This window comes from Aurantimonas marina (assembly GCF_017183135.1).
GTDB lineage: Bacteria > Pseudomonadota > Alphaproteobacteria > Rhizobiales > Rhizobiaceae > Aurantimonas > Aurantimonas marina.
Genome location: NZ_JADDXW010000018.1, coordinates 17,586 through 40,971 on the forward strand (window position 1 = coordinate 17,586; position 23,386 = coordinate 40,971).

Annotated in this window: 21 protein-coding genes; 15 read left to right on the plus strand and 6 right to left on the minus strand. The window is 63.2% G+C overall.

The features are described from left to right. Positions 1-29: 29 nt before the first annotated feature. Both ING15_RS16740 and ING15_RS16745 read right to left on the minus strand, forming a co-directional pair. Complete coding sequence (locus tag ING15_RS16740) at positions 30-764, minus strand: glycerophosphodiester phosphodiesterase family protein (protein ID WP_206455982.1); 735 nt, start codon at positions 762-764, stop codon at positions 30-32. A 1-nt stretch (position 765) separates the two neighbouring features. After that, entirely contained in the window at positions 766-1,233 is a 468-nt protein-coding gene (locus ING15_RS16745) for a RidA family protein (RefSeq protein WP_206455983.1), read from the minus strand. Positions 1,234-1,368: 135 nt separating this feature from the next. Between ING15_RS16745 and ING15_RS16750 the strand changes: the two genes are divergently transcribed. The 14 genes from ING15_RS16750 to lpxB all read left to right on the plus strand — a co-directional run bounded on the left by ING15_RS16750 (position 1,369) and on the right by lpxB (position 16,217). Then, positions 1,369-2,202 carry an EipB family protein gene (locus ING15_RS16750; protein ID WP_206455984.1) on the plus strand — a complete coding sequence of 278 codons (834 nt, stop codon included), beginning with the start codon at positions 1,369-1,371 and terminating at the stop codon, positions 2,200-2,202. A gap of 212 nt (positions 2,203-2,414) precedes the next feature. After that, positions 2,415-3,290 (plus strand): 30S ribosomal protein S2, encoded by an 876-nt coding sequence (rpsB, locus tag ING15_RS16755; protein ID WP_232845836.1) that lies wholly within the window; start codon positions 2,415-2,417, stop codon positions 3,288-3,290. A 338-nt stretch (positions 3,291-3,628) separates the two neighbouring features. Further along, on the plus strand, positions 3,629-4,555 hold the full coding sequence (gene tsf, locus ING15_RS16760; RefSeq protein ID WP_206455985.1) for a translation elongation factor Ts: 927 nt from the start codon (positions 3,629-3,631) through the stop codon (positions 4,553-4,555). A 245-nt stretch (positions 4,556-4,800) separates the two neighbouring features. Continuing rightward, the gene (gene pyrH, locus ING15_RS16765) at positions 4,801-5,520 is read left to right on the plus strand and encodes a UMP kinase (protein ID WP_206455986.1); all 720 of its coding nucleotides are present in this window, start codon (positions 4,801-4,803) and stop codon (positions 5,518-5,520) included. A gap of 41 nt (positions 5,521-5,561) precedes the next feature. Next, positions 5,562-6,119 (plus strand): ribosome recycling factor, encoded by a 558-nt coding sequence (frr, locus tag ING15_RS16770; RefSeq protein WP_206455987.1) that lies wholly within the window; start codon positions 5,562-5,564, stop codon positions 6,117-6,119. A 94-nt stretch (positions 6,120-6,213) separates the two neighbouring features. Continuing rightward, positions 6,214-6,900, plus strand: a complete 687-nt coding sequence (locus ING15_RS16775) for an isoprenyl transferase (protein ID WP_210348934.1) — start codon at positions 6,214-6,216, stop codon at positions 6,898-6,900. A 4-nt stretch (positions 6,901-6,904) separates the two neighbouring features. Further along, a complete protein-coding gene (locus ING15_RS16780) occupies positions 6,905-7,756 on the plus strand; it encodes a phosphatidate cytidylyltransferase (RefSeq protein ID WP_206456024.1) in 852 nt (283 codons plus the stop codon). 224 nt (positions 7,757-7,980) lie between these two features. Then, positions 7,981-9,120 carry an RIP metalloprotease RseP gene (gene rseP, locus ING15_RS16785; RefSeq protein ID WP_206455989.1) on the plus strand — a complete coding sequence of 380 codons (1,140 nt, stop codon included), beginning with the start codon at positions 7,981-7,983 and terminating at the stop codon, positions 9,118-9,120. A 201-nt stretch (positions 9,121-9,321) separates the two neighbouring features. Then, a complete protein-coding gene (gene bamA, locus ING15_RS16790) occupies positions 9,322-11,778 on the plus strand; it encodes an outer membrane protein assembly factor BamA (protein ID WP_206455990.1) in 2,457 nt (818 codons plus the stop codon). Positions 11,779-11,825: 47 nt separating this feature from the next. Then, positions 11,826-12,884 (plus strand): UDP-3-O-(3-hydroxymyristoyl)glucosamine N-acyltransferase, encoded by a 1,059-nt coding sequence (gene lpxD, locus ING15_RS16795; RefSeq protein WP_206456025.1) that lies wholly within the window; start codon positions 11,826-11,828, stop codon positions 12,882-12,884. After that, positions 12,877-13,344, plus strand: coding sequence for a 3-hydroxyacyl-ACP dehydratase FabZ (fabZ, locus tag ING15_RS16800; protein ID WP_206455991.1), 468 nt, complete (start codon positions 12,877-12,879; stop codon positions 13,342-13,344). The genes lpxD and fabZ overlap by 8 nt, the downstream gene beginning before the upstream one ends. Before the next feature lie 3 nt (positions 13,345-13,347). Then, positions 13,348-14,154 carry an acyl-ACP--UDP-N-acetylglucosamine O-acyltransferase gene (lpxA, locus tag ING15_RS16805; RefSeq protein ID WP_206455992.1) on the plus strand — a complete coding sequence of 269 codons (807 nt, stop codon included), beginning with the start codon at positions 13,348-13,350 and terminating at the stop codon, positions 14,152-14,154. A 3-nt stretch (positions 14,155-14,157) separates the two neighbouring features. After that, positions 14,158-15,045 (plus strand): LpxI family protein, encoded by an 888-nt coding sequence (locus tag ING15_RS19880; protein WP_206455993.1) that lies wholly within the window; start codon positions 14,158-14,160, stop codon positions 15,043-15,045. After that, complete coding sequence (gene lpxB, locus ING15_RS16815) at positions 15,042-16,217, plus strand: lipid-A-disaccharide synthase (protein ID WP_206455994.1); 1,176 nt, start codon at positions 15,042-15,044, stop codon at positions 16,215-16,217. Before ING15_RS19880 ends, lpxB begins: the two co-directional genes overlap by 4 nt. A gap of 48 nt (positions 16,218-16,265) precedes the next feature. Here lpxB and gltA read toward each other — a convergent pair whose 3' ends face one another. Beyond that, complete coding sequence (gene gltA / locus ING15_RS16820) at positions 16,266-17,558, minus strand: citrate synthase (RefSeq protein ID WP_206455995.1); 1,293 nt, start codon at positions 17,556-17,558, stop codon at positions 16,266-16,268. A 152-nt stretch (positions 17,559-17,710) separates the two neighbouring features. After that, entirely contained in the window at positions 17,711-19,132 is a 1,422-nt protein-coding gene (gene gltX, locus ING15_RS16825; protein ID WP_206455996.1) for a glutamate--tRNA ligase, read from the minus strand. 113 nt (positions 19,133-19,245) lie between these two features. On the opposite strand from gltX, the gene ING15_RS16830 reads away from it, so the two are divergent. Beyond that, positions 19,246-21,576, plus strand: coding sequence for a ComEC/Rec2 family competence protein (locus tag ING15_RS16830; protein WP_206455997.1), 2,331 nt, complete (start codon positions 19,246-19,248; stop codon positions 21,574-21,576). A 160-nt stretch (positions 21,577-21,736) separates the two neighbouring features. Here ING15_RS16830 and ING15_RS16835 read toward each other — a convergent pair whose 3' ends face one another. Both ING15_RS16835 and ING15_RS16840 read right to left on the minus strand, forming a co-directional pair. Beyond that, a complete protein-coding gene (locus ING15_RS16835; RefSeq protein ID WP_206455998.1) occupies positions 21,737-22,492 on the minus strand; it encodes a TSUP family transporter in 756 nt (251 codons plus the stop codon). Between the two features lie 17 nt (positions 22,493-22,509). Next, a complete protein-coding gene (locus tag ING15_RS16840; protein WP_206455999.1) occupies positions 22,510-23,370 on the minus strand; it encodes a fumarylacetoacetate hydrolase family protein in 861 nt (286 codons plus the stop codon). Positions 23,371-23,386: the final 16 nt, after the last annotated feature.

Consider the following 23,386-nt stretch of genomic DNA (forward strand, 5'->3'; position numbering starts at 1 on the left):
TTATGTCGCCGGTGGCGCGACGCAAGCCGTCAGGGCTCGGGTGCAAAGCCCTCGAAGGTCATCTGGTCGCAATATTCGCGGCTGCGGCGGACGTCTTCAGCCGTACGCACCGTCCAGCAGATAACCGGAGCGCTGCGCTCAGTGCGCACCCAATCGACAAAGGCATTCGGCAGGTGCTGTACCTTGTAGGAGCAGAAGTCGCAGCCACGCTCATAGATCTGTCGATGAGTTGCCAGAATCTCGGGTCGCGTTCCCTCGGCGGTAAGGCCGATCGGGCGGCTCGGGCGGGCCCGGAGCACCTGGTCGATCAACCAAGCATCGAAGGACATGAGGGCGAGCTTGCCGGGATAGGCTTCGATGATCGGGTGGAGCCTGTCGAAATAGGCCTCGTCGCGGTCCGGATCGAGCCCTTTCAACTCCATGACCACGGGAACGCGACCATCGACCATCTCGAGAAACGCCGAGACTGTCGGAATGCCACTTCCAGTGGCGAAAAGGCCGAGTTCCTGGATTGCGGCGTCCCGCGTCGCGCGAAACGCGCCTTCGTGGCCGGTGAGCCGGTCGAGTGTGTCGTCGTGGAAAATATAAGGCGTGCCGTCAGCGGAGAGCTGGACATCGCATTCGATCGCCCAGCCCGACGCGATCGCCGCCTGTGCCGCCGGAATTGAATTCTCGGCGATGGCCTGGTTGCCATCATGCAAGCCGCGATGAGCGATCGGCCGCCCGATCAGCCAGTCGAGCGGACCATCATAACGAGGAGACATTTCAATCGATCTCGAAAAGCGCTTCGATCTCGACCGCGGCGTCCAGGGGCAGGGCAGGGACGCCGACAGCCGAACGTGAATGGCGGCCCTTGTCGCCGAGGATATCGACCAGGAAATCCGATGCCCCGTTGGCGACCTTGTGCTGTTCGGTAAAGCTGGCGTCGCTGGCAACGAATACAGTGAGCTTGAGGAGACGGTTGACCCGACGCCAATCGCCGTCAAGTGCCGCCTTGGCCTGGGCGAGAATGTTGATCGCACACAACCGAGCGGCCACTTGGCCGTTTTCCAGTGAGACGCTGGCTCCAAGCTTGCCGGTGACGGCAAGCTTGCCGGCGTCGATAGGCAACTGCCCCGACGTCTGCAGGAGCCGACCGTGCACCACATAGGGCACATAGTTGGCGGCGGGTGCCGCCGCCTCCGGCAGCGTGACACCCACTGCGCGCAGGCGCGTCTCGATCGAATCGGCCATGATGTTGTCTTCCTCTGCCTTCAGGGATAGGAGCGCCGGATGGGTATATCGCCCGTCACGGCCCACGGAATAGGGCGTTGCGAAATTTGATCGATCGGTAGCCCATCCGTCGATCCAGCGAAAGATCGGCCCGTCATGCGAGCGACAAGCCTTCCGCTTTTGATCAGTTTCGTTGGGGCGATTCCTGCGATTGCCCCGGCGCAGGAGCTGGTGCCACACCGGGCCTCCTACGACCTTTCGATGCGCGAGGGCGATGGCGACCTGATCGATGCGCAGGGCCGGATTGCGGTCGAGTTGCGCCGGAAGACCTGCGAATTCTACGAACTCGACTATCGCTTCGTTGCACGCTTTCAGCAGGAGCAGGAATTAATCGTCACCGATCAGCAGACGCGTTCCACCGAAAGCGTCGACGGTGAGCGTTTCGAGTTCGAGACGAAGACCTTCATCGACGCCAGTCCCGAGACGGCTGTGATCGGCACCGCGTCGACGCGAGACGACGTGACGCGGGTCGCCCTGACCGCCCCCAAGCCGCGAACTGTCGAGGTGCCAGGGTCCCTGTTCCCTATGCAGCATACGATTGCGCTGATCGAAAAGGCCAAGGCCGGCGCGCGGATCCTTGAGACACGTCTCTATGACGGCGACGAGGAAGTCGAAAAGCTCTTGACGAGCACCGCGGTCATCGCACCGGTTCCGGGGTCTGGCACGGGTCGCGACGGGAAGGTGGCCAAGGCGACGCCAAGCAACGGGGGTGCCTCTCCATTCGACCAGCTTGCCGGTCTCGCCGCTTGGCGTATCAGCGAATCCTTTTACAATTCCGACAGCGACCCCGACGGTCTGCCGATTTTCCAGACGGCCTATACGCTCTACGAGAACGGCGTCTCCGATGATCTGGTGCTTACCTTTGACGGCTATACCCTGGCCGGCGGCCTCGCGAGCCTCGACGTTTTTCAAATGCCTGATTGCCCTTGAATCAATGGGGCGTGGCATCGCCAGGCCACGACGGGCATGGGCCGGATGCGAGCTTGGCTTGCCCCGTCGCCGCTTTTGGTGTATCGGCGCGTCCATTCCACACACGGAAGTCGGGTTTCGGCGGTCGAGTTCTGCTCGAACGACGCAATCCACCGGTGGCGGCATCCGGCCGCTTCTTTCCGTGGAGGCTCAACCGGTAAAGGAAACATACCATGGCATTGCCAGACTATTCCATGCGCCAGCTTCTCGAAGCGGGCGTCCATTTCGGTCACCAGACTCACCGCTGGAATCCGAAGATGGCGCCCTATATCTTCGGCGCGCGCAACAATATCCACATTCTCGATCTCGCGCAGACGGTGCCGCTTTTGCACAGCGCTCTGCAGGCGGTCTCCGATACGGTTGCCCGTGGCGGTCGCGTGCTCTTCGTCGGCACCAAACGCCAGGCGTCGGACATCATCGCGGACGCGGCGCAGCGTTCGGCCCAGTACTACGTCAACGCCCGCTGGCTCGGCGGCATGCTGACCAACTGGAACACCATCTCCAAATCGATCCAGCGCCTGCGCAAGCTCGACGAGATGCTTGCTGGCGAGGCCCAGGGCTTCACCAAGAAGGAGCGTCTGACGCTGCAGCGCGAGCGCGACAAGCTCGACCGGGCGCTCGGCGGCATCCGTGACATGGGCGGCGTGCCGGACATGATCTTCATCGTCGACACCAACAAGGAGTCGATCGCGATCGAGGAGGCCAAGCGGCTGCGTATCCCGATCGTCGCGGTGGTGGATTCGAACTGCGATCCAGCATCGATCGATTACCCGATCCCGGGCAATGACGACGCTGCGCGCGCGATCACCCTCTACTGCGACCTCATCGCCCGGTCGGCGGTGGACGGTATCGCTCGCCAGCAGGGCGATTCCGGCGTCGACATCGGTGCGCTCGAAGAAGCGCCTGTCGAAGAGGTGATCGAGGAAGAGGCCGTTGCTGCCCCGGCGAGCGAAGAAGCGGCTCCGGCCGCAGCCACCGCTGAAGATCCGATCGCTGCCGAGCAAGCTGAGACCGCCGGCGACGAGAAGACCAAGGCGGCGAGCGCCTGAGCAAACGTCGAAGGGCAAGGGTTTCCGGCGTGATTGACGCCGGGATCCTGTCCTAGAGCTGCGCATGAGAAAACAGACGCATCATCCTGTTTGAAAGTCTCGAACGACTTTCAGAAGGCATGCGGAGATCACGCCGAATTCGGACCGCATGGGTTCAACGCCGGCACCGTGATCGTATCGAATGAGAGAGCGGAGGCGGCGGAAACCAGCTTCCGTTTTTCTTCGCCGCTCTTGCGGTCGCGACTCGACCCACCGGAGTGTCGTGACCGAGGCGCCACATGTCTGGCGCACCCGTTCCCACCGAGCCGGTGCGCACAATTATTTCTGAAGAGGCAAACATGGCAATCACCGCTTCAATGGTCAAAGAGCTGCGCGACCTGACCGGCGCCGGCATGATGGACTGCAAGACCGCCCTGGCAGAGACCGACGGCAACATGGAAGCGGCGGTCGACTGGCTGCGCACCAAGGGCATCGCCAAGGCGGACAAGAAGTCTGGGCGCACGGCCGCCGAAGGGCTTGTCGGGGTTGCGGCCGAGGGCTCCAAGGCCGTCGTCGTCGAGGTTAACTCGGAAACCGATTTCGTCGCCCGCAACGACGCCTTCCAGGCCATCGTGCGTGATATCACCAAGGTCGCCCTCACGACCGACGGCTCGATCGAGGCGGTCGGGGCGGCGACCTATCCGGGTTCGTCCAAGAGCGTGAACGACACGATCAAGGATGCCATCGGAACGATCGGCGAGAACATGAACCTGCGTCGTTCGGCGATGCTGAGCGTCGGCGAAGGTGTCGTGGCCACCTACATCCACAATCAGGTGGTCGAAGGTCTCGGCAAGCTCGGCGTTCTCGTTGCGATCGAATCGACCGGCGATAAATCGGCGCTGACCCAGTTCGGCCGTCAGGTCGCCATGCATGTCGCCGCAACCAATCCGCTGGCGCTCTCGGCCGAAGAGATCGACGCGGCCACGGTCGACCGGGAGCGGGCGATTTTCATCGAGCAGGCACGCCAGTCGGGTAAGCCTGATAACATCATCGAGAAGATGGTGGATGGGCGCCTGCGCAAGTTCTATGAGGAGGTCGTTCTTCTCAAACAGGCCTTCGTCATCAACCCCGACCTGACCGTCGAGAAGGCGCTGGCCGAGGCGGAATCCGGTTTCGGCGCTCCTGCCAAGATCGTTGCCTTCGCGCGATTCGCGCTCGGCGACGGGGTTGAAAAGGCAGAGAGCGATTTTGCCGCCGAAGTCGCCGCGGCCGCCGGCAAGAAATAGGTTCCGGCCCGGCATTCCGTATTCGGAAGAGGCCGGAGCCCAGACAGAGGAGGGCGTCCGCTTCACAAGCGGGCGCCCTTATTGTATCGCATCCTCGAATTGGCGGGCCCGCATCATGGCTCCGTCGCGAATCCAAGGGCCTGGCCGGTCAGCGGCGAGGCGTTTCCCGTACTCGTTCCGGCGAGGCTTGGCGCGTCTTCATCGCCATGCCTTCAGGTCCTTCGCGGACGCAAGCAAGGTGATCGATGACAACCGAAGTCCGGTATCGGCGGGTTCTTCTCAAGGTTTCCGGTGAAGCACTGATGGGTTCCCAAGGCTTTGGCATCGATGTCGCTGTTGCCGATCGCATCGCCGCCGACATCGCCGAGGCGCGCGCCCTGGGCGTTGAGATTTCCATCGTCATCGGCGGGGGCAACATCTTCCGCGGCGTTGCGGTCGCCTCCAAGGGGGGCGATCGGGTGACGGGCGATCACATGGGCATGCTGGGAACCGTCATCAACGCCCTGGCGCTCAGGACTTCGCTCATCAAGATGGGCGTCGAGACGATCGTGCTGTCCGCCATCGCCATGCCCGAGATCTGCGAGAGCTTCTCCCAGCGAACCGCGCTGGCGCATCAGGCGGCGGGCCGCGTGGTGATCTTCGCCGGGGGGACCGGCAATCCGTTCTTCACCACCGACTCCGCCGGCGCCCTGCGCGCCGCGGAAATGGGCGCGACCGCCTTGTTCAAGGCCACGCAGGTCGATGGCATCTATTCCGCCGACCCCAAGCACGATCCCGACGCCGAGCGATATGACAGGCTGACCCACGACGCCGTCCTGCAAAAGGGGCTGGCCGTCATGGACGTTGCCGCGGTTGCTTTGGCGCGCGAAAATCATATTCCGATCGTTGTCTTCTCCATCCACGAGAAAGGCGAGTTCGCCAGAATTCTGTCGGGCGGCGGCCGCGCCACCATCGTCACGGACTGAGTTTCAGCGACGCCCGCATAGCCGAGAAAGAGGAAAGCAAGATGGCCGACATGGATTTCAACGAACTGAAGCGCCGTATGGATGGCGCCGTCGCCAGCTTGAAGAGCGATCTCGGCGGCCTTCGGACCGGTCGGGCGTCTCCGAGCCTTCTCGATCCGATCAGCGTCGAGGCTTACGGTTCGCAGATGCCGATCAACCAGGTGGCTAACATTTCCATCCCCGAGCCCCGCATGATCAGTGTATCGGTGTGGGACAAGCAGATGGTCGGCAAGGTCGAGCGGGCGATCCGCGAGAGCAATCTCGGCCTCAACCCCGTCACCGACGGCACGACGCTCCGCATCCCATTGCCGGAACTCAACGAGCAGCGGCGCAAGGAGTTGGTCAAGGTCGCCCACCAATACGCCGAAAGCGCCAAGGTTGCCGCCCGCCATGTTCGTCGGGACGGCATGGAGGTGTTGAAGAAGATGGAAAAGGATGGCGATATCGGCCAGGACGAAAGCCGGCAGATGTCGGACCAGGTTCAGAAAATGACCGACGACACCATTTCCGATATCGACAAGGTGCTTTCCGTTAAGGAAGCCGAGATCATGCAGGTCTAAGCTCTAGCGATAACGCGCCGAACGACAGGCGCGCGGCGAACCCAACAGGGAAGGCGGGATCACGGTGCGGCATCTCCAACACGTCGCCATTATCATGGACGGCAACGGCCGCTGGGCCCATTCGCGCGGCTTGCCGCGCAGCATGGGCCATCGCCGCGGTGTCGAGGCGGTTCGCGAGGCGGTGCGCGCGGCTGGCGAACTCGGCATCCAGTATCTGACGCTGTTCGCCTTCTCGTCCGAAAACTGGCGCCGTCCGCATGATGAGGTCGCCGAGCTGATGGGATTGCTCAGGCATTTCATCCGCCGCGACCTCGCGGACCTCCACAAGGAAGGGGTCCGCGTTCGCGTCATCGGCGCGCGGGACAATTTGTCCGACGACATCCGCTCGCTGCTTGAGGAGGCCGAGAGCCTGACCCGTGACAACCAGCGCCAGACGCTGGTCGTTGCTTTCAACTACGGCGCACGCGACGAGGTCGCGCGCGCGATGCGGCGAATTGCCGAGAAGTTCGCGGCAGGGGAGGTGTCACTCGAAGCGCTCACACCCGACTACCTCGACGCGCATCTCGATACCGCCGGCATACCGGACCCCGATCTGATCATTCGCACCAGCGGCGAGCTCCGATTATCGAATTTCCTGCTCTGGCAGGCCGCCTATTCGGAGTTCGTGTTCCTGCCCTGCCTGTGGCCCGATTTCGATCGCAAAGCCTTCGAGGGCGCGATCGAGGACTATCTCAGCCGTGATCGTCGCTATGGCGGCCTGTCCCGCGAAATCGCATCCTGAGCTGATGGGGCTGGGGATTCGGCAATTTTTCGTCGCAGGAAGCTGGACCGACCTGCGGTCGCGGCTGATTTCGGCGGTCGTCCTCGGTCTCCTCGTCCTCGCTCTCACGATAATCGGTGGGTGGCCGTTTCGGCTTTTGTGTTTCGCGACCGGACTCATCGTTTTCGACGAATGGTCGCGGATGTCCCGGGCTCAGCGCGCCGGTCCGATCTTCAGCTTCGCGCGGCGCGCCCTGGCCGTGGCGCTGTTTGCCTTCGTATTCCGCTTCTACTTTCTGGCGCTGGTAGTCGTGGTCCTCGCCGCCGCCTTCATCGCATTTGTCGATCGGAACGAGCGCAAGGCGGACTGGGTTCTCGGCGGTCTGCTGTATTCCGCGCTGGCGGCACTGGCGCCGGGCATGTTGCGCGGTGACGACAGCGCCGGCCTCGCCGCCCTCGGCTTCGTCATCGCGGTCGTGTGGTCCACCGACATCTTCGCCTATTTCACTGGCCGGTCGTTCGGTGGGCCCAAGCTCTTGCCGATGGTTTCACCCAAGAAGACGATCTCTGGGGCGGTCGGCGGACTCGTGGCCGGCATCATTTGCGGGGCGTTGTTCGTCCTGTGGACGGGCGGCGCGGTGAGCCCGTTCCTCCTGGTCCTCGCCGCCGTGCTCTCGGCGTTGGGGCAGGCCGGAGACCTTTACGAGTCCTGGATCAAGCGGCGTTTTGGCGTCAAGGATTCAGGCCGACTCATTCCGGGCCATGGGGGGTTGATGGATCGTATCGATGCCCTGATCGTGGCGCTTGGCGCGGCCTGGCTGGTCGGCCTTATCGTTGCGGGTTTCGGCAATCCCGCCCACGGTATCTTCGCGCTCTGACCGATCATAGACGACAGCATCGTGGTGCGTAGCGGGATCGGACTACGAATCGGCTGCAGCGTGTTCCTGCCGCACGAACTGGACAAGTCTCGGGTCGAAGGATGGGCGAGGCTGAAATATCGTGCATGGTCATCATTGCGGCGCGATCATACGGTGCTTATGACAGTTGCAGTGCGATTGGGGCCTCGGCCCGTCCGCATGGATCAATCAAGAGGATGCCCCTGATGGAATTCGCCGGAGGTTTGGCCGGTCTGTGGAGCGGAGGACTCGTCTATGTCGTCCCGTTTCTGTTTGTCCTCACGATCATCGTCTTCTTCCATGAACTTGGCCACTATCTGGTCGGGCGCTGGTGCGGGATCAAAGCACTAGCCTTCTCGATCGGGTTTGGGCCGGAACTCATCGGCTTCAATGACCGCCACGGGACCCGCTGGAAGCTCTCGGCGGTTCCGCTGGGCGGATATGTGAAATTTCTGGGTGACGAGAACGCCGCCTCTGTGCCGGATCAAGCCGCGCTGGCGAGCATGGACGAGGCCGAGCGCGCCGGGGCCTTTCCGGCCAAGAGCGTCGGGCGTCGGGCGGCAACGGTCGCCGCCGGTCCGATCGCCAATTTCATCCTCGCCATCGTGATTTTCGCCGGCGTGGCCTTGGTCAATGGCCGCGTCGTCGGCGATCCGGTCGTGGCCGACGTTCGCGCCGAATCGCCGGCCGCGAAAGCAGGGTTTCAGCCCGGCGATCGCGTGGTCTCGGCCGACGGCGAGCCGATACGCTATTTCTCCGATCTGCAGCGTTATGTGTCGGCGCGTCCGGATACGCCGATTCTGATGGCCGTCGAGCGCGAAGGCAGAACGGTCGAGTTGACCGTCACGCCGAAGAGCGAGACGCAGACGGACGGATTTGGCAACAGCTTTACGGTTCCGGTGATCGGTCTGGTGGCGACCAATGACGGATCGTCGTTCCGGGTCGAGCAATTGTCGATGTTGGAATCGCTTGGCTATGGCGTATCCCAGACATGGTACGTGACCGAGCGCACGGTCGATTTCATCGGTCAGGTCATGGTTGGCCGCCAGAGCACCGATCAGATCGGCGGCCCGATTCGCATCGCCCAGGTCTCGGGCCAGGTTTCGACGATCGGCCTCGGCGCGCTGCTCAACCTGGCGGCGCTGCTGTCTGTGTCCATCGGATTGCTGAATCTTCTGCCGATTCCGATGCTGGACGGTGGCCATCTGCTCTTTTACGCCTACGAGGCCGTTCGCGGTCGGCCGTTGAGCGAGCGAGTGCAGGAGATCGGGTTTCGAATTGGGCTCGCACTGGTGATGCTGCTTATGGTATTTGCATTTTGGAACGATATTTCCGGGCTCGTCTGAGCAGGGCGAGTCGGAGCGGGGGCTTGGGGTTGCAATACATTAACCATCGCGGCGGTGTCCGTGGCTGCGTTGCAACGGGTTTCCGATTCCTCAATGGACTCGGGCCAGTTTGCTTGAATGAAGCCCGAAAGCCGTTACAAGGCGTTGACGCGTACTGTTCCCTTGGCGCTTCGACACAATGACAAGAAGGTGGTTGAGCCCATGATGGCTGGAACGAAAATCTTACGCACCGCTTCGGCGGTCATCCTGTCCTCGACCGTTCTTGCCGCGACGACCTTGGGTGCCCAGCTTGCCGTCGTCACGGCCGTCGAAGCAGCTGTGGTCAACCGAATCGAAGTGAGGGGTAACAGCCGGGTCGAGGCCGAAACCATCCGAAATTTCACGCGGATCCAATCTGGCCAGAACGTCAGTGAGGCCGAGCAGGACGAGGTCGTTCGCCGCCTCTTTGCGACAGGGTTGTTTTCCGACGTCCGCGTCAGCCAGTCGGGCGGCACGCTTGTCGTCCAGGTCGACGAGAATCAGATCGTCAACCAGGTGCTTTTCCAAGGCAATTCCAAGATCAAAGACGAGCAGCTTATGGCTGCCGTTCAGACCCAGCCGCGTGGAGCCTATTCCTCTGCAACGGCGCAGGCAGATGTCGATGCGATCAGCGCAGCCTACACCAGCATCGGACGCAGCGATGCGGTGGTCAGCGTCACCACCCAGCAGGTCGGCGAGAACCGCGTCAACGTCATCTACAACATCCAGGAGGGCGACCGCACCAAGATTGCCTCGATCAGCATCGTCGGCAACAACGCCTTCAGCGACAGTCGATTGAAACAGACCATCGCGCTGCGCGAATCGGGGCTGCTCAGCTTTATCCAGCGCGACGACATTTATGATGAAGATCGTCTGCGCACCGATGAGGAAACGCTGCGGCGTTTCTATTTCAATCGGGGCTATGCCGATTTCCGTGTCATCTCGTCGGTGGCCGAGCTCGACGAAACCCAGAATTCCTACTTCATCACGATCACCGTGGACGAAGGGGAGCGCTACACCTTCGGCAATGTGGCGATCGACAGCACCATACCGGGAATCGATTCCGAGGCGCTCTACAGCGAGCTGGAAACCCGGCCGGGCGAGGTCTACAGCGCCAAGGATGTTGAGGAGTCTCTGGTCAATCTGACGAACAGCATGGCCAATGCCGGCTTCGCCTTTGCCCAGGTCACACCGCGCGGTGACCGTGATTTCACCAATCGGACCATCGCGATCAATTACGTCATCGACCAGGGACCGCGCGCCTATGTCGAACGCATCGAAATTCGAGGCAATACCAAGACCCGCGACTACGTGATCCGCCGCGAATTCGACGTTTCCGAAGGCGACGCCTTCAACCAGGTTCTGATTCAGCGTGCCAAGCAGCGGCTGGAAGACTTGAAGTTCTTCGAGAAGGTTTCAATTTCGACGGCCCCCGGCGCGGAGCCGGATCGAGTGATCGTCATCGTCGATGTGGTGGAAAAGGCGACGGGCGAGCTGTCGCTCGGCGGCGGTTACACGACCGGCGGCGACAATGCGGGGCCGGTCGCCGAAGTCGGCATCACCGAGCGAAACTTCCTCGGTCGCGGCCAGTTCATCAAGGTCTCCGCCGGGTTTGGAAAGGACACGCGAAACTACAACCTGTCTTTCACCGAACCGTATTTTCTGGGTCGGCGCCTGGCGGCGGGTTTCGACGTGTACCGCAGCGAGAGTACGTCGGGCGACTATGATTCGGTCCGGACCGGCGGCGACGTGCGTCTGGCAGCGCCGATCACCGAGGATCTGACGGCGCAGATCGCCTACAACTACAAGCAGGAAGAATTCGGCGACAACAATGGAACGACCTACAACCGGTTTACCGAATCGCAGCTGATCGACAGCTCCGGCAACATTTTCGAGAGCACCTGCGGTGCGCCGAATCCGAACAGCAACATCGTCGATCTGAACGGCAACGCCGCGGTGGCACCGCCCTACACGGACTCGCCGATCATCAACCTGGCGATCTGCGAAAGTCCGTATATTACATCCTCGGTTTCCTATTCTCTGATCTACAACACGCTGGATAACGCCAGCGACCCGCGGGAAGGGTTCATCATCCAGGGTGGGCAGGAATTCGCCGGCCTCGGTGGCGATGCGAACTTCATCAAGACCACCGGCAAGGCGTCATATTTCAAGCTTCTCAACGAGGAGTATGACGTCATCGGCCAGCTGAGTTCGGCGGGTGGAAACGTCTCCACCCTCGGCGGTGACAATCTGCGGGTCTTCGACAGCTTCTTCAAGGGTCAGGACATCGTCCGTGGCTTCGACTACAAGGGGATCGGCCCTCGACAGAACGGTGTGTCGATTGGCGGCACGAACTACGCGAACGCGTCCGCCGAGGCGACCTTCCCGTTGCCGTTGATTTCCCGTGATTACGGCTTTCGGGGCGCTGTCTTTGCCGATGCGGGCTCGCTCTGGGGTTCGGAATTCGAAGGAGCGCCGGGCGTCGTGGGAACCGACGCGGCGCTTCGCGCGTCAGCGGGTGTCGGGCTGATCTGGGCATCGCCGTTTGGCCCGCTTCGGGTCAACTATGCCCATCCGTTCGTCAAGGAGGACTTTGACGAACTGCAGGAGTTTTCCTTCGGGTTCTCGTCCCGCTTCTAATCGGAAGGGAATGGAGGTCGACGATGCCGACCTCGTTGCCATTGTCGATGCCTGACTCGATCTTCTTTCCGCGCGGCGATGGCCTTGCCTTGGGTGACCTTGCCAAGATGGTTGGGGCCGCGCTGGCCAGTGGCGTGGATCCCGAGCGGAAGGTCAGCGGCCTGGCACCGCTGACCGAGGCGGGCGCCGAGGATCTCTCCTTCTTCGATAACGCCCGCTATGCGGACGATCTGGCGATGACCGCGGCGGCTTGCGTGATCGTCGAGCAAAAGAATCTGCGGCTGGTTCCCGCTCAGACTGGGGCGCTGGTCGCCAGCGACGTCCAGCGCGCCTTTGCGGCGGCGGGCCAGGCTTTGTTTCCGATCGCCCTCGCGCCAATTGCGGCCAGCGGCCAGATCGGGCTTTCGCCTCGCGCGGACATCCATCCGACGGCACGGATCGAGGATGGCGTGACGGTCGAGGCCTTCGCGGTCATCGGACCGCACGTCGCCATCGGGCGCGATACGCTGGTGGGAGCGGGTGCGGTGATCGGGGCAGGTTGCCGGATCGGCCGCGCGAGTCGGATCGGCCCCGGCGCCTGCGTGACTCACGCTTTGCTGGGTAATCGTGTGATACTCCACCCTGGCGTCCGTGTCGGCCAGGACGGGTTCGGTTATGCAGCGGGACCGACAGGTTTGATGAAATCGGTTCAGATCGGCCGGGTCATCATCCAGGATGACGTCGAGATCGGCGCCAATACCGCGGTCGACCGTGGAGCGATTCGTGACACGGTGATCGGCGAGGGGACGAAAATCGACAATCAGGTTCAAATCGGCCACAACGTCATGATTGGGCGTCATTGCGCGATCGTCGCACAGGTCGCAATATCCGGCAGCACGACGATCGGAGACGGCGTCATGATTGGTGGCCAAACCGCGATCAACGGCCATTTGACCATCGGTCACGGTGCCCAGATCGCGGCGGTATCGTCGGTTGCGGGCGACGTTCCGGCCGGCGCCCGTTGGGGCGGGACACCGGCCAAACCCGTCCGCGAATGGTTTCGCGAAATCACACTTCTATCCGAACTTGCCAAGAAAAGGCGTTCGCCGAGGAAAAACGATGAGTGAAGAGGCGACGGTGCTGGGCAGCGCCGACATCCTGGAAATCCTTGAACTTCTGCCGCACCGCTACCCCTTCCTGATGGTGGACCGCATCATCGAGATCGAGGGCGATATGCGGGCCATCGGCATCAAGAACGTGACTGCGAACGAGCCGCATTTTCTCGGGCATTTCCCGTCCGCGCCGGTGATGCCCGGTGTCCTGATCATCGAAGGCATGGCCCAGACCGCGGGCGCGATTTGTACCCGCGCCGCCGGTACCGGCACGCCGCAGCTCGTCTATTTCATGACCATCGATAACGCCAAGTTCCGCAAACCGGTGGTTCCCGGCGATCGGCTCGAATATCATGTCACCCAGACGAAGAAGCGGGCCAATATCTGGAAGTTCGACTGCGTCGCCCGGGTTGATGGCGCCAAGGTTGCGGAGGCGAGGGTCAGCGCAATGCTGGTGCCACGCGACGCGTCCTGAACCATGAGTTCCACCATGATTCACCCGACCGCCGTCATCGAAGACGGCGCCGAGATCGGCGATGGCTGTGAGGTCGGGCCATTTTGCCACATCGGCCCACAGGTCCGGCTCGGTGCGAACAGCCGACTTCGCTCACACGTGGTCCTCTGGGGTAATACAGTCATCGGGGAGGGGGCGCAGATCTGGCCGTTCGCCTCGCTTGGTCATGCACCTCAGCATCTGAAGTACCGTGGCGAAGACACCCGTCTGGTGATCGGTCGCAATTGCCTCGTGCGCGAGCATGTGACGATGAACGCCGGAACGGTGCAGGGACGCTCGGAAACCACGATCGGCGACGACTGCGCTTTCTTCACCGGGGCGCATGTGGCGCACGACTGCGTCCTCGGCCGCAATGTCACCTTGATCAACAACGTGATGCTGGCGGGCCATTGCACGATCGGCGAATTCGCCACGATTGCCGGGGGCTCCGGGATCCACCAGTTTACCCGTATTGGGCATCATGCCTATGTCGGCGGTCTCGCGGCGGTCGAGGGCGATGTCATTCCGTTCGGAATGGTTCTGGGCAACCGGGCCTATCTGTCCAGCCTCAATGTCATCGGCATGAAGCGCGCTGGGTTCAATCGAGAGGCAATCCGCAATGTGCGGCGTGCCTATCGCATGCTGTTTTCCTTTGATCTGACGTTCAAGGAGAACATGGATGAGGTGCAGGCCGAATTTCCGGACGATCCGCTTGTCCAGGATTTGCTCGGCTTTATCCGTGCTGGCGGCGACCGAGCCCTTTGTTTCCCCCGCAACACGCAGTCGACCTAGGCCGTGAGCCCGGATCACCCCGGCGAAGCTTTAGGGATCGTCGCCGGCGGCGGCTCGCTGCCCCGGATCGTCGCCGAGGCCGCTCGCGAAGCGGGTTGGCGGCCGATTGTCGTGCGGATCGGTGACGGTATCGCCGACGACTGGAGCGGATACGACGGCGGCGCATTCGCATGGGGCCGCACCGGTGACGCGATCGCCTGTATGACAGCGAGCGGCGTTCGCCGTCTGGTCTATTGCGGAACCGTATCCAGGCGACCGGATTTTCGCTCGCTTCTGCCGAGCATCCGGACCTTGCTGCGGCTTCCGGCGGCACTGCGGATCGTGCGCGGCGGTGATGACAGGCTGTTGCGGACACTCACCCGCTATCTCGAGCACGAAGGCTTCGAGGTTCTGGCCGTTCAGCAAATCGCGCCACGCCTGTTGGCGCCTTTGGGTCCGCTGGGCCATCGGGCGCCGCGAAGCGAAGAGACTGCGGCGCTTTCGCTCGCCGGGCAGGCGGCCCGCCGGCTCGGCGAACTGGACATCGGTCAGGCGGTTGTCGCATCGGACAATCGGGTGATTGCTCTTGAGGGGATCGAGGGAACCCGGGCGATGTTGGCGCGGGTTGCCGAGCTGAAGGCCGGCGGCAGAATTGGCAAGCGCGAGTCGTGCGCGCTGGTCAAGAGCGTCAAGCCGCAACAGGATCAGCGTTTCGATCTGCCCAGCATCGGTGTGGCGACGGTCGAGGAAGCGAAGGCGGCCGGAATTTCCGCCATCGGGGTCACCGCCGGGCGCAGTCTGATTTTGGGTCTCGATGATGTGATTCGTGCGTCCGATCGTCATGACATCGCACTGGTCGGCCTGGTGGATGACGCCGTGCCGGATATCGTCCCATCGGGAGAGCACAATTGACGACCATCGGCTTTGTCGTCGGAGAACCGTCGGGCGACCGGATCGGCGCTGATCTGATTCGCGCGCTCCGCAATCAGGCGGACGGCGAGTTGCACGTCGTCGGCCTCGGTGGCGAGGCCATGCAGGCGGAGGGGCTGACGAGCCTGTTCGACATCCACGAGTTGTCGATCATCGGCATCGGGGCGATCGTCGCGCGGTTGCCGCAATTGCTGCGCCGGGTGTCGCAGACGGCGGATTTCATCGTCGACGCCAAGCCGGATGCATTGGTGATCATCGACAGCCCGACCTTTTCACACCGGGTCGCCAAGCGCGTGCGGGCGCGGCTGCCGCAAGTGCCGATCGCCAATTATATTCCGCCGACGGTGTGGGCCTGGCGGGAAGGGCGAGCCGCGGCTATGCGCCCCTATGTCGACCACGCGATCTGTGCCTTGCCGTTCGAGCCCGACACCATGCGCCGACTGGGTGGTCCGCCCGCGACCTATGTCGGTCATCCCCTGATGACGACACCCGCCCTGCGGCAAATAATGGAAGAAGCGAACCCTCCAGCCGCCGATCGCACGCCGGTCAGCCCGCCGACGCTTCTGATCCTTCCCGGCTCCCGCCGGGGCGAGATCAACCGGCTGATCGACGATTTCGGCGCGACCTTTCAGCGATTGCGCTCGATGATGCCGGGACTGACCGCGATCATCCCGACACTGGAGCGCCACCGGCCTATCATCGAGGCAAAGATTGCCCATTGGGAAAACAAGCCGATGGTCGTCACCGGCGAGGCGGCGAAATGGGCGACCTTCGCCAAAGCCGATGCCGCCATCGCAGCATCCGGGACGGTGTCGCTGGAACTGGCGCTGGCTGATGTTCCAATGGCCCTGGCCTACCGCCTCGATCCGATTGGTTATCGGTTCCGCCATCTCATTTCAGCCTGGACCGCCGCGCTGCCGAACTTCATCGCGGGTCATCCGCTGGTGCCCGAGCACTTCCATGAATTCGTGCGCCCGGAGTTGCTGGCGCGCCGTCTTCAGCGTCTCTTGACCGACACGCCCGAACGGCGGGCGCAACTCGCCGGCTTCGCCGAGATACGCGCCGCGATGGCGATCGACTGCCCGCCTGGCGAGGCCGCCGCTGACATCGTGCTCGATCTCGTGCGGCAAGGCCGTCCGACCAACCCGACATAGAAACGGGCGCCGAGGCGCCCGTTACCGTCTGCGATGAAAATACCGGTATCAGTTGCGCTGGTCGACCGACAGATAGTCGCGCATCGTGGCGCCGGTGTAGAGCTGCCGCGGGCGGCCAATACGCTGATGCGGATCTTCGATCATCTCTTTCCACTGGGCGATCCACCCGACGGTCCGGGCCACGGCGAAGAGCACCGTAAACATCGTCGTCGGAAAGCCGAGCGCCTTCAAGGTGATGCCGGAATAAAAGTCGACGTTCGGATAGAGCTTCTTCTCGATGAAATACTCGTCGGTCAGCGCGATCCGCTCGAGCTCCATCGCGACCTCAAGCAGCGGGTCGTCCTTAATGCCAAGTTCGTCGAGAACCTCGTGACAGGTCTTCTGCATGATTTTGGCGCGGGGATCGTAGTTCTTGTAGACCCGGTGACCGAAGCCCATCAGGCGGAATGGATCGTCCTTGTCCTTAGCGCGGGCGATGAATTCCGGGATGCGGTCCTTGGTGCCGATCTCCATCAGCATGTTCAGCGCCGCCTCGTTGGCGCCGCCATGGGCAGGCCCCCACAGGCAGGCCACGCCCGCCGCGATGCAGGCGAAGGGATTAGCGCCCGACGAACCGGCGAGCCGCACGGTCGAGGTCGAGGCGTTCTGCTCATGGTCCGCATGGAGGATGAATATCCGGTCCATCGCCTTCGCGAGCACAGGATTGATCTGATACGTCTCGCAGGGAACCGCGAAGCACATGTGCAGGAAGTTTTCGGCGTAGGCGAGATCGTTGCGCGGGTAAACGAACGGCTGGCCAATATGATACTTGTAGGCCATCGCCGCGATCGTCGGCATCTTGGCGATCATCCGCAGGCTCGCCACCATCCGCTGGTGCGGATCGGCGATGTCGGTGGAGTCGTGGTAGAATGCCGACATGGCGCCGACCGAGCCGACCATGACGGCCATCGGATGAGCGTCGCGGCGAAAGCCGGTGTAAAAGCGGCTCATCTGCTCGTGGACCATCGTATGCCGCGTCACACGGTATTCGAAATCCTCCTTCTCACGCGCCGTCGGCAGTTCGCCATAGAGCAGGAGATAGCAAGTCTCCAGAAAATCGCCCCTCTCGGCGAGTTGGTCGATCGGGTAGCCGCGATGCAGCAGCACGCCCTCGTCGCCGTCGATGTAGGTGATCTTGGATTCACACGACGCTGTCGACGAAAAACCCGGATCGTAGGTGAACAGACCGGTCTGCTTGTAGAGAGTCGTGATATCCACGACGTCCGGGCCGATCGTTCCGCTGTACAGGTCCAGCCCTGCCTCCTTCGTGCCCAGTGTGAGCTTCGCCGACTGTTCTGCCATGCGTTTTCCCTTCAATGGTTGCCGCGGCGGTCGAAGACCTATCGCAGCGCACACGTTTTACCCAGATGATTGCCTACTCCAAAGCCGCCGGAGCGACAAGTTCCGGCGCCAAGTCCATATTGCGTTGCGAAGTCTGGACGATGCGACCCCGCTCACCCCGCCTGGTCGCCAAGCCGCGCCAGCGACTCGTCCCGGCCGAGCACCTCCAGAACATCGAAGACACCCGGCGAGGTCGTGCGTCCTGTCAGTGCTGCCCGTAGCGGCTGCGCTGCCTTGCCGAGTTTCAGCCCGTTAGCCTCGGCATAGGCGCGGACAAGCGTTTCGAGTTCGTCGGCCGACCAGGTCGACGCCGCCGCAAACTGCGGCAGCAACGCCGCGACGATCGGACGGCCGCCATCGGCGAGAATCGCCTCGGCCTTGTCCTCCAGATCAAGTGGACGATCCGCGAACAGATAACTGGTGCTCTCGGCCAATTCGACCAACGTCTTCGCCCGGCCCTTGAGGCCCGGCATCGCGTTGGTCAGTTTGGCCCGCACCTCATCGTCCGAACGAGTCTTGAGAATCGCACCGTTCGGCAGGACATCGCGCTCGCTCATCAGCATCTCGACCAAGACGGCGTCGTCGCTCAGGCGAATCCAGTGGCCATTGATCGCCTCCAGCTTAGCGAAATCGAAGCGCGCCGCACCCTTGTTGATGTCGTCGATATCGAACCAGGCGATCATGTCCTCGGTCGAGATGATCTCATCGTCGCCATGGCTCCAGCCGAGCCGGACCAGATAGTTTCTCAGCGCCACCGGCAGGTAGCCCATGGCCCGATAGGCCTCGATGCCGAGCGCGCCATGCCGTTTCGAAAGTTTGGCGCCGTCCGGCCCGTGGATGAGCGGTATATGGGCCATCACCGGCACATCCCAGCCCATCGCCTTGTAGATCAGCGTCTGGCGCCCGGCATTGGTCAGGTGATCGTCGCCGCGAATGACGTGGGTGACGCCCATGTCGTGGTCATCGACGACGACGGCCAGCATGTAGGTCGGGTTTCCGTCCGAGCGCAGCAGCACGAAATCGTCGAGATCCTTGTTGGGAAACCGCACGTCGCCCTGGACACGATCATGGACCACCGTTTCGCCGTCAAGCGGAGCGCGCAGCCGGATCACCGGCTTGGTGTCGGCCGGCGCCTCGGACGGGTCACGGTCGCGCCAGCGCCCATCATAGCGCGGCGGACGCTTCTCGGCCCGGGCCTTCTCCCGCATCTCCGTGAGTTCGGCCTGGCTTGCGTAGCAGCGATAGGCCGCACCCTTGGCCAGCAGTTCCTCGACCACCTCACGATGGCGCGTCGCGCGCGCGAACTGGGAGACCGGGGGCTCGTCCGCCGACAGCCCCATCCAGCCGAGACCCTCGATGATCGCCTGAACCGCTGGCTCGGTCGAGCGCTCGCGGTCGGTGTCCTCGATCCGCAGCAGCATCTTGCCGCCGGTCGCGCGGGCATAGAGCCAGTTGAACAGCGCCGTCCTCGCGCCACCGATATGCAGGAAGCCGGTCGGTGAGGGGGCAAAGCGGGTCACGACGGCATCCGTCATGGAGTCTCCGATCGAAAAGTCAGGGCAGATTGTGCGATCGCAGGTGATCGCTTTCGCGTGCCGGCTGTGTAGCATAGGCGAGGGGAGAGACAAGGCGACGGGACCCGGAGCCGATGGACACAGCCGCCGACCGCGACGACAGCGCGAAAGAGCAGAAGGGACGGCGGACCCGTGCTGGCGGCTTCAGAGCCTGGCGCGGGCTCCTGCCGCCGCCCCGCGCCGAATGGGGAGCGATCACCGCTGGCTGGCTCGCCAGCCAATTGGAGGCCGAGACCCGCCACCGCTCCGGCTTTCATCTGATCGCAATCGGCCTGATGGTCGGGGTGGTAATCGTTTACGGCATCGGTTGGCGCCCCGGTCTGGCGGTCGCCGCCATCGCTTCGATCGCGCTTCTGGCGCTCGCCGTCCGCGTTCCGGGGCGGCCGGTGCTTCGCCCATCGCTGGTTTGCGCCGGCTTCGTCCTTGCCGGCGCCGCCTTGGCGATAACCGAGATCGAGCGCACGGACACAACGCTGTTCTCGGGCGAGGCGACAGTGCAGATCGTCGGCAACGTGGTATCGCGTGAGCGCACCGACAGCGGCCGTTATCGCTATGTGATCGACATTGCCTCGACCGAAAGGCCAGTCCTTTCGCGCCCGCCGGAACGGGTGCGGATCGTCGTCGGTAGCCGCCACGCTCCGATTCCGCCCGGCGGCGACTTCCGCGGCCTTGTCCGACTGCGGCCGCCGTCGGGTCCGGCTTTTCCAGGTTCTCACGATTTCGCCTTTGCGCCGTTCTTCAACGGCATCGGCGCTTACGGATTCTCTCTGGGAGCGCCGGAGCCCGCCGGTCCCGACATCTCCGGCGACCCGGCGCGAAACGGTTTCGGCGCGTGGTTCCGAAACCGTCTCTCGACGGTTCGCCTGGCCATGACCGAACGCATCAGCCAGATCATCGGCGGAGCGGAGGGCGGCATCGCCGCCGCGCTCGTCACCGGCGAACGGACCGGCATTCCAGACGAGGCGGAGGAGTGGCTGCGCGGAACCGGGCTTGCCCATGTCCTGTCGATTTCCGGTCTGCACATGGCGATCGTTGCGGGATTCGCCATGCTCTTCGTTCGCTCGGTGTTCGCGCTGGTGCCGCCGCTCGCATTGCGGTTTCCCATCAAGAAAATCGCCGCCGTCGCCGCGCTTGTCGTCGCCGCGTTCTATCTCGGCTTGTCGGGCGCCAATATCGCGACGCAGCGGGCCTTCATCATGCTTGCCATCATGCTGACGGCGGTCCTGCTCGATCGCCCGGCCCTGACGCTCCGCAACGTTTCGATCGCCGCCATCGTGGTGATCGCGCTGACGCCGCACGCGGTGATGACCGCCAGCTTCCAGATGAGCTTTGCCGCAACGGTCGCGCTGATCGGCGGGTATGCGGCACTTTCGCGGCGCCGAGCGCGATCGTCCCCTGTCCCACCGGGAAGCCGGGGCTGGGCGCACCGCATCCTGTTGGCGTTTGCGGCGATCGCGATGACCTCGCTCATCGCCGGAACGGCCACGGCGCCCTATGCGGCGTACCATTTTAATCGCCTGGCGACGTTCGGCCTCGTCGCCAACGTTTTGACCATGCCGCTGTTTACCCTCTGGATCATGCCACTGGCGTTGATCGGCTCATTGGCGATGCCCTTTGGTGTCGACGCATGGGCGTTTCAGGCGATGGGCTACGGCATCGGGATCGTGCTTCGGATCGCCCGGTTCGTCTACGAGCGCTTGCCGGATCAGGCGATCGGCCTGACCACGGCCACCGGCTTGGTCTTGCTGACAGCGGCCATACTGGCGGCCGCATGCTTCGCAAGTCGCCTACGCTATCTAGCGGTTCCGCTGGCCCTCGCCGGACTGGCGGCGGCACCCTATCGTATGCCGCCACCTGAGCTCCTCATATTCGAGGACGGCAAGGAGGTGGCACTGATCGCCAGGGACGGGCAACTCGCCTTTCTGCGCGACCGTCCGAACGACTTCGTCGCCGCGCAATGGGAGCGCGCCTTCGAGGCGAGGGGGAGGCCGTCGACCGACCGGGAACCCCGCCGGAGTATTGCGGCCGACTGCGACGAAGCGCTTTGCCGCTTCGAGACCCGCGACGGGTTAAAGGTCGTCTGGACGGACGATTACGAGAAGACCGGCGTCGCGTGCGATGGCGGCGACATCGCGATCGTCGCCCGCGCGATCCGCCTGTCGGCCTGTCGTTCGGGCGCGGTCCTGGTGACATTGCGGACTCTGCGGCGGTCCGGGTCACTGGCAATCCGAAGCGACCCTGTATCCGGTCGACCGAACGTCGACCACGCCATCGCAGACCCGCCGGCCGAATGGAATCTGCACCGGTTGGCGCCCTGGCCGGAATACTGGCGCAAGCCGGCGGCGAAGATCTCCGCGACAGCCCCGCGGCGGGAAGAGGAGGCGGGTTCGGACGACAGTCAATGAAGGATTCAGCCAGGAAGTGCCGAGGCGTCGCGATTGACCCGGAAGACGGACACTCCTCGGGGGCGAGGCGATCGTGCCGTTGCAGAAGAAGGATGCCGCGAAAATCGAGTGCAAGCCCACCGGGCGGATTCGAGACCTCGTTTCGAAGTATCTCGCATCCCTACCCTGGGGCGGCGAGAATCGCGATTCCCTGAACAAGATAGACCGCCCCGATTCCTAGTACGATCCCCTTGGTCCAAACCCGATACTGCCGGTCGGTAATGCGATCGAGGATGGTGCGGGCCAGCGAGGTTCCCACGACCGCCAGGCCCGCTCCCATCAGCAGGAGCCAGGGGGAGACAACGCCATCTCCCGCCGTTACGATAACGCCGAAATAGACCAGCTTCATGCCGTGGGCCAAGACTTGGCAGGCCGATTTGCTGGCCACGATGATGCGGCGATCGACCGGCATACGGACGAGAAATGCATCGAGAAGCGGTCCCGACACGCCCGATACGAACTGCAGGCCCGTGCCGACAAAGCCGGCAAATTCGGCGGCGCCACGTCGCCGGGCGTGGGGGGCGTAACGCTCGGGTAGAGCGAAGGCCATGAACGGAACCAGCCCAAGGCAGATCAGCACGGTGGCGCGATCAGGCACGAGCAAGAGAAACGAGAACAGCGCCAGCGCCGCCGCCGATCCGGCGGCGAACCGCGCCACGACCCAGAAATCGATATAGCGCCACCACAGCGCCGCCCGCCAGCCATTGGCGGCCAGCTGGGTGACGCCGTGCAGGATCATCGCCGCCGGGACAGGCATCAGGAACAGGAGCCCGCCCATTAGGACCATGCCGCCGGCTATGCCGAACACCCCGCTCAGGAACGACGTGCCGAGAACCAGCAGGGCAAGCCCGATGAGGGCGAACGGTCCGCTCAGCATCCGCTGCGCCCTCGAGCCTACTGGAAGCTGTTTTCGAGCGCACCGAGCCCCGTAATGCTCATGCGCACGGTGTCACCGGGTTTGAGGAATCGGGGCGGCTTGAAGCCGATCCCGACGCCGACTGGCGTACCGGTGGCGATGATGTCGCCAGGCACCAAGGTCAGACCGGCCGAAATCGTCTCGACGAGGCTCGGGATGTCGAAAATCAGGTCGCTGGTGTTCGCCTGCTGCCGGACCTCGCCGTTCACCCGCGTTTCCAGGTCGAGGTTTTCCGGGTCGACCTCGTCCGCGGTGGCGATCCAAGGCCCCATCGGGCAGAAGGTGTCGAGGGCCTTGCCGAGAAACCACTGCTTGTGCTGTTTCTGACGGTCACGCGCCGTCACGTCGTTGACGATCATATAACCCCAGATGTGGTCGTAAGCCCTGGCCTTGGGGATGTTGCGGCCGCCCTTGCCGATCACCAGGGCGAGCTCGATCTCGTAATCGACGGATTGCGTGACGTCGCCATGCAACTGCACGACATCGCCGGTTCCTACCACGCATGAGGCGGGCTTTGTAAAGACGGCCGGAAAGTCGTCAACCTCGGCCCCCGCCACTGCACCGGCCTCGAAGCCACTCTGGGAAAATTCCTTGGCGTGGGCGTGATAATTCTTGCCGACGCAGAAAATGTTGCGGCGCGGCGCAGGGATCGGCGCTTCGATCGTCAGGCTGTCGAGCGGCATCGATTCGCCGACGGCGCGGATCTCGCCGCGCAGACGATCGTAATTCTCGATCAGTTCGACCATGTCGGAAATGGCCGGCTCGATCGCCCGCACCATCTGATCCTCAACGACGCCGATCCGTGATTCGCCGTTCTTCGCATACCGTATGAACTTCATCCTGCCGGGCTTCCTC

Coding starts and splice junctions, on each gene's coding strand:
- ING15_RS16740 (WP_206455982.1), bottom strand. CDS start 764: ATGTCTCCTCGTTATGATGGTCCGCTCGACTGGCTGATCGGGCGGCCG.
- ING15_RS16745 (WP_206455983.1), bottom strand. CDS start 1,233: ATGGCCGATTCGATCGAGACGCGCCTGCGCGCAGTGGGTGTCACGCTG.
- ING15_RS16750 (WP_206455984.1), top strand. CDS start 1,369: ATGCGAGCGACAAGCCTTCCGCTTTTGATCAGTTTCGTTGGGGCGATT.
- rpsB (WP_232845836.1), top strand. CDS start 2,415: ATGGCATTGCCAGACTATTCCATGCGCCAGCTTCTCGAAGCGGGCGTC.
- tsf (WP_206455985.1), top strand. CDS start 3,629: ATGGCAATCACCGCTTCAATGGTCAAAGAGCTGCGCGACCTGACCGGC.
- pyrH (WP_206455986.1), top strand. CDS start 4,801: ATGACAACCGAAGTCCGGTATCGGCGGGTTCTTCTCAAGGTTTCCGGT.
- frr (WP_206455987.1), top strand. CDS start 5,562: ATGGCCGACATGGATTTCAACGAACTGAAGCGCCGTATGGATGGCGCC.
- ING15_RS16775 (WP_210348934.1), top strand. CDS start 6,214: ATGGACGGCAACGGCCGCTGGGCCCATTCGCGCGGCTTGCCGCGCAGC.
- ING15_RS16780 (WP_206456024.1), top strand. CDS start 6,905: ATGGGGCTGGGGATTCGGCAATTTTTCGTCGCAGGAAGCTGGACCGAC.
- rseP (WP_206455989.1), top strand. CDS start 7,981: ATGGAATTCGCCGGAGGTTTGGCCGGTCTGTGGAGCGGAGGACTCGTC.
- bamA (WP_206455990.1), top strand. CDS start 9,322: ATGATGGCTGGAACGAAAATCTTACGCACCGCTTCGGCGGTCATCCTG.
- lpxD (WP_206456025.1), top strand. CDS start 11,826: ATGCCTGACTCGATCTTCTTTCCGCGCGGCGATGGCCTTGCCTTGGGT.
- fabZ (WP_206455991.1), top strand. CDS start 12,877: ATGAGTGAAGAGGCGACGGTGCTGGGCAGCGCCGACATCCTGGAAATC.
- lpxA (WP_206455992.1), top strand. CDS start 13,348: ATGAGTTCCACCATGATTCACCCGACCGCCGTCATCGAAGACGGCGCC.
- gltA (WP_206455995.1), bottom strand. CDS start 17,558: ATGGCAGAACAGTCGGCGAAGCTCACACTGGGCACGAAGGAGGCAGGG.
- gltX (WP_206455996.1), bottom strand. CDS start 19,132: ATGACGGATGCCGTCGTGACCCGCTTTGCCCCCTCACCGACCGGCTTC.
- ING15_RS16830 (WP_206455997.1), top strand. CDS start 19,246: ATGGACACAGCCGCCGACCGCGACGACAGCGCGAAAGAGCAGAAGGGA.
- ING15_RS16835 (WP_206455998.1), bottom strand. CDS start 22,492: ATGCTGAGCGGACCGTTCGCCCTCATCGGGCTTGCCCTGCTGGTTCTC.
- ING15_RS16840 (WP_206455999.1), bottom strand. CDS start 23,370: ATGAAGTTCATACGGTATGCGAAGAACGGCGAATCACGGATCGGCGTC.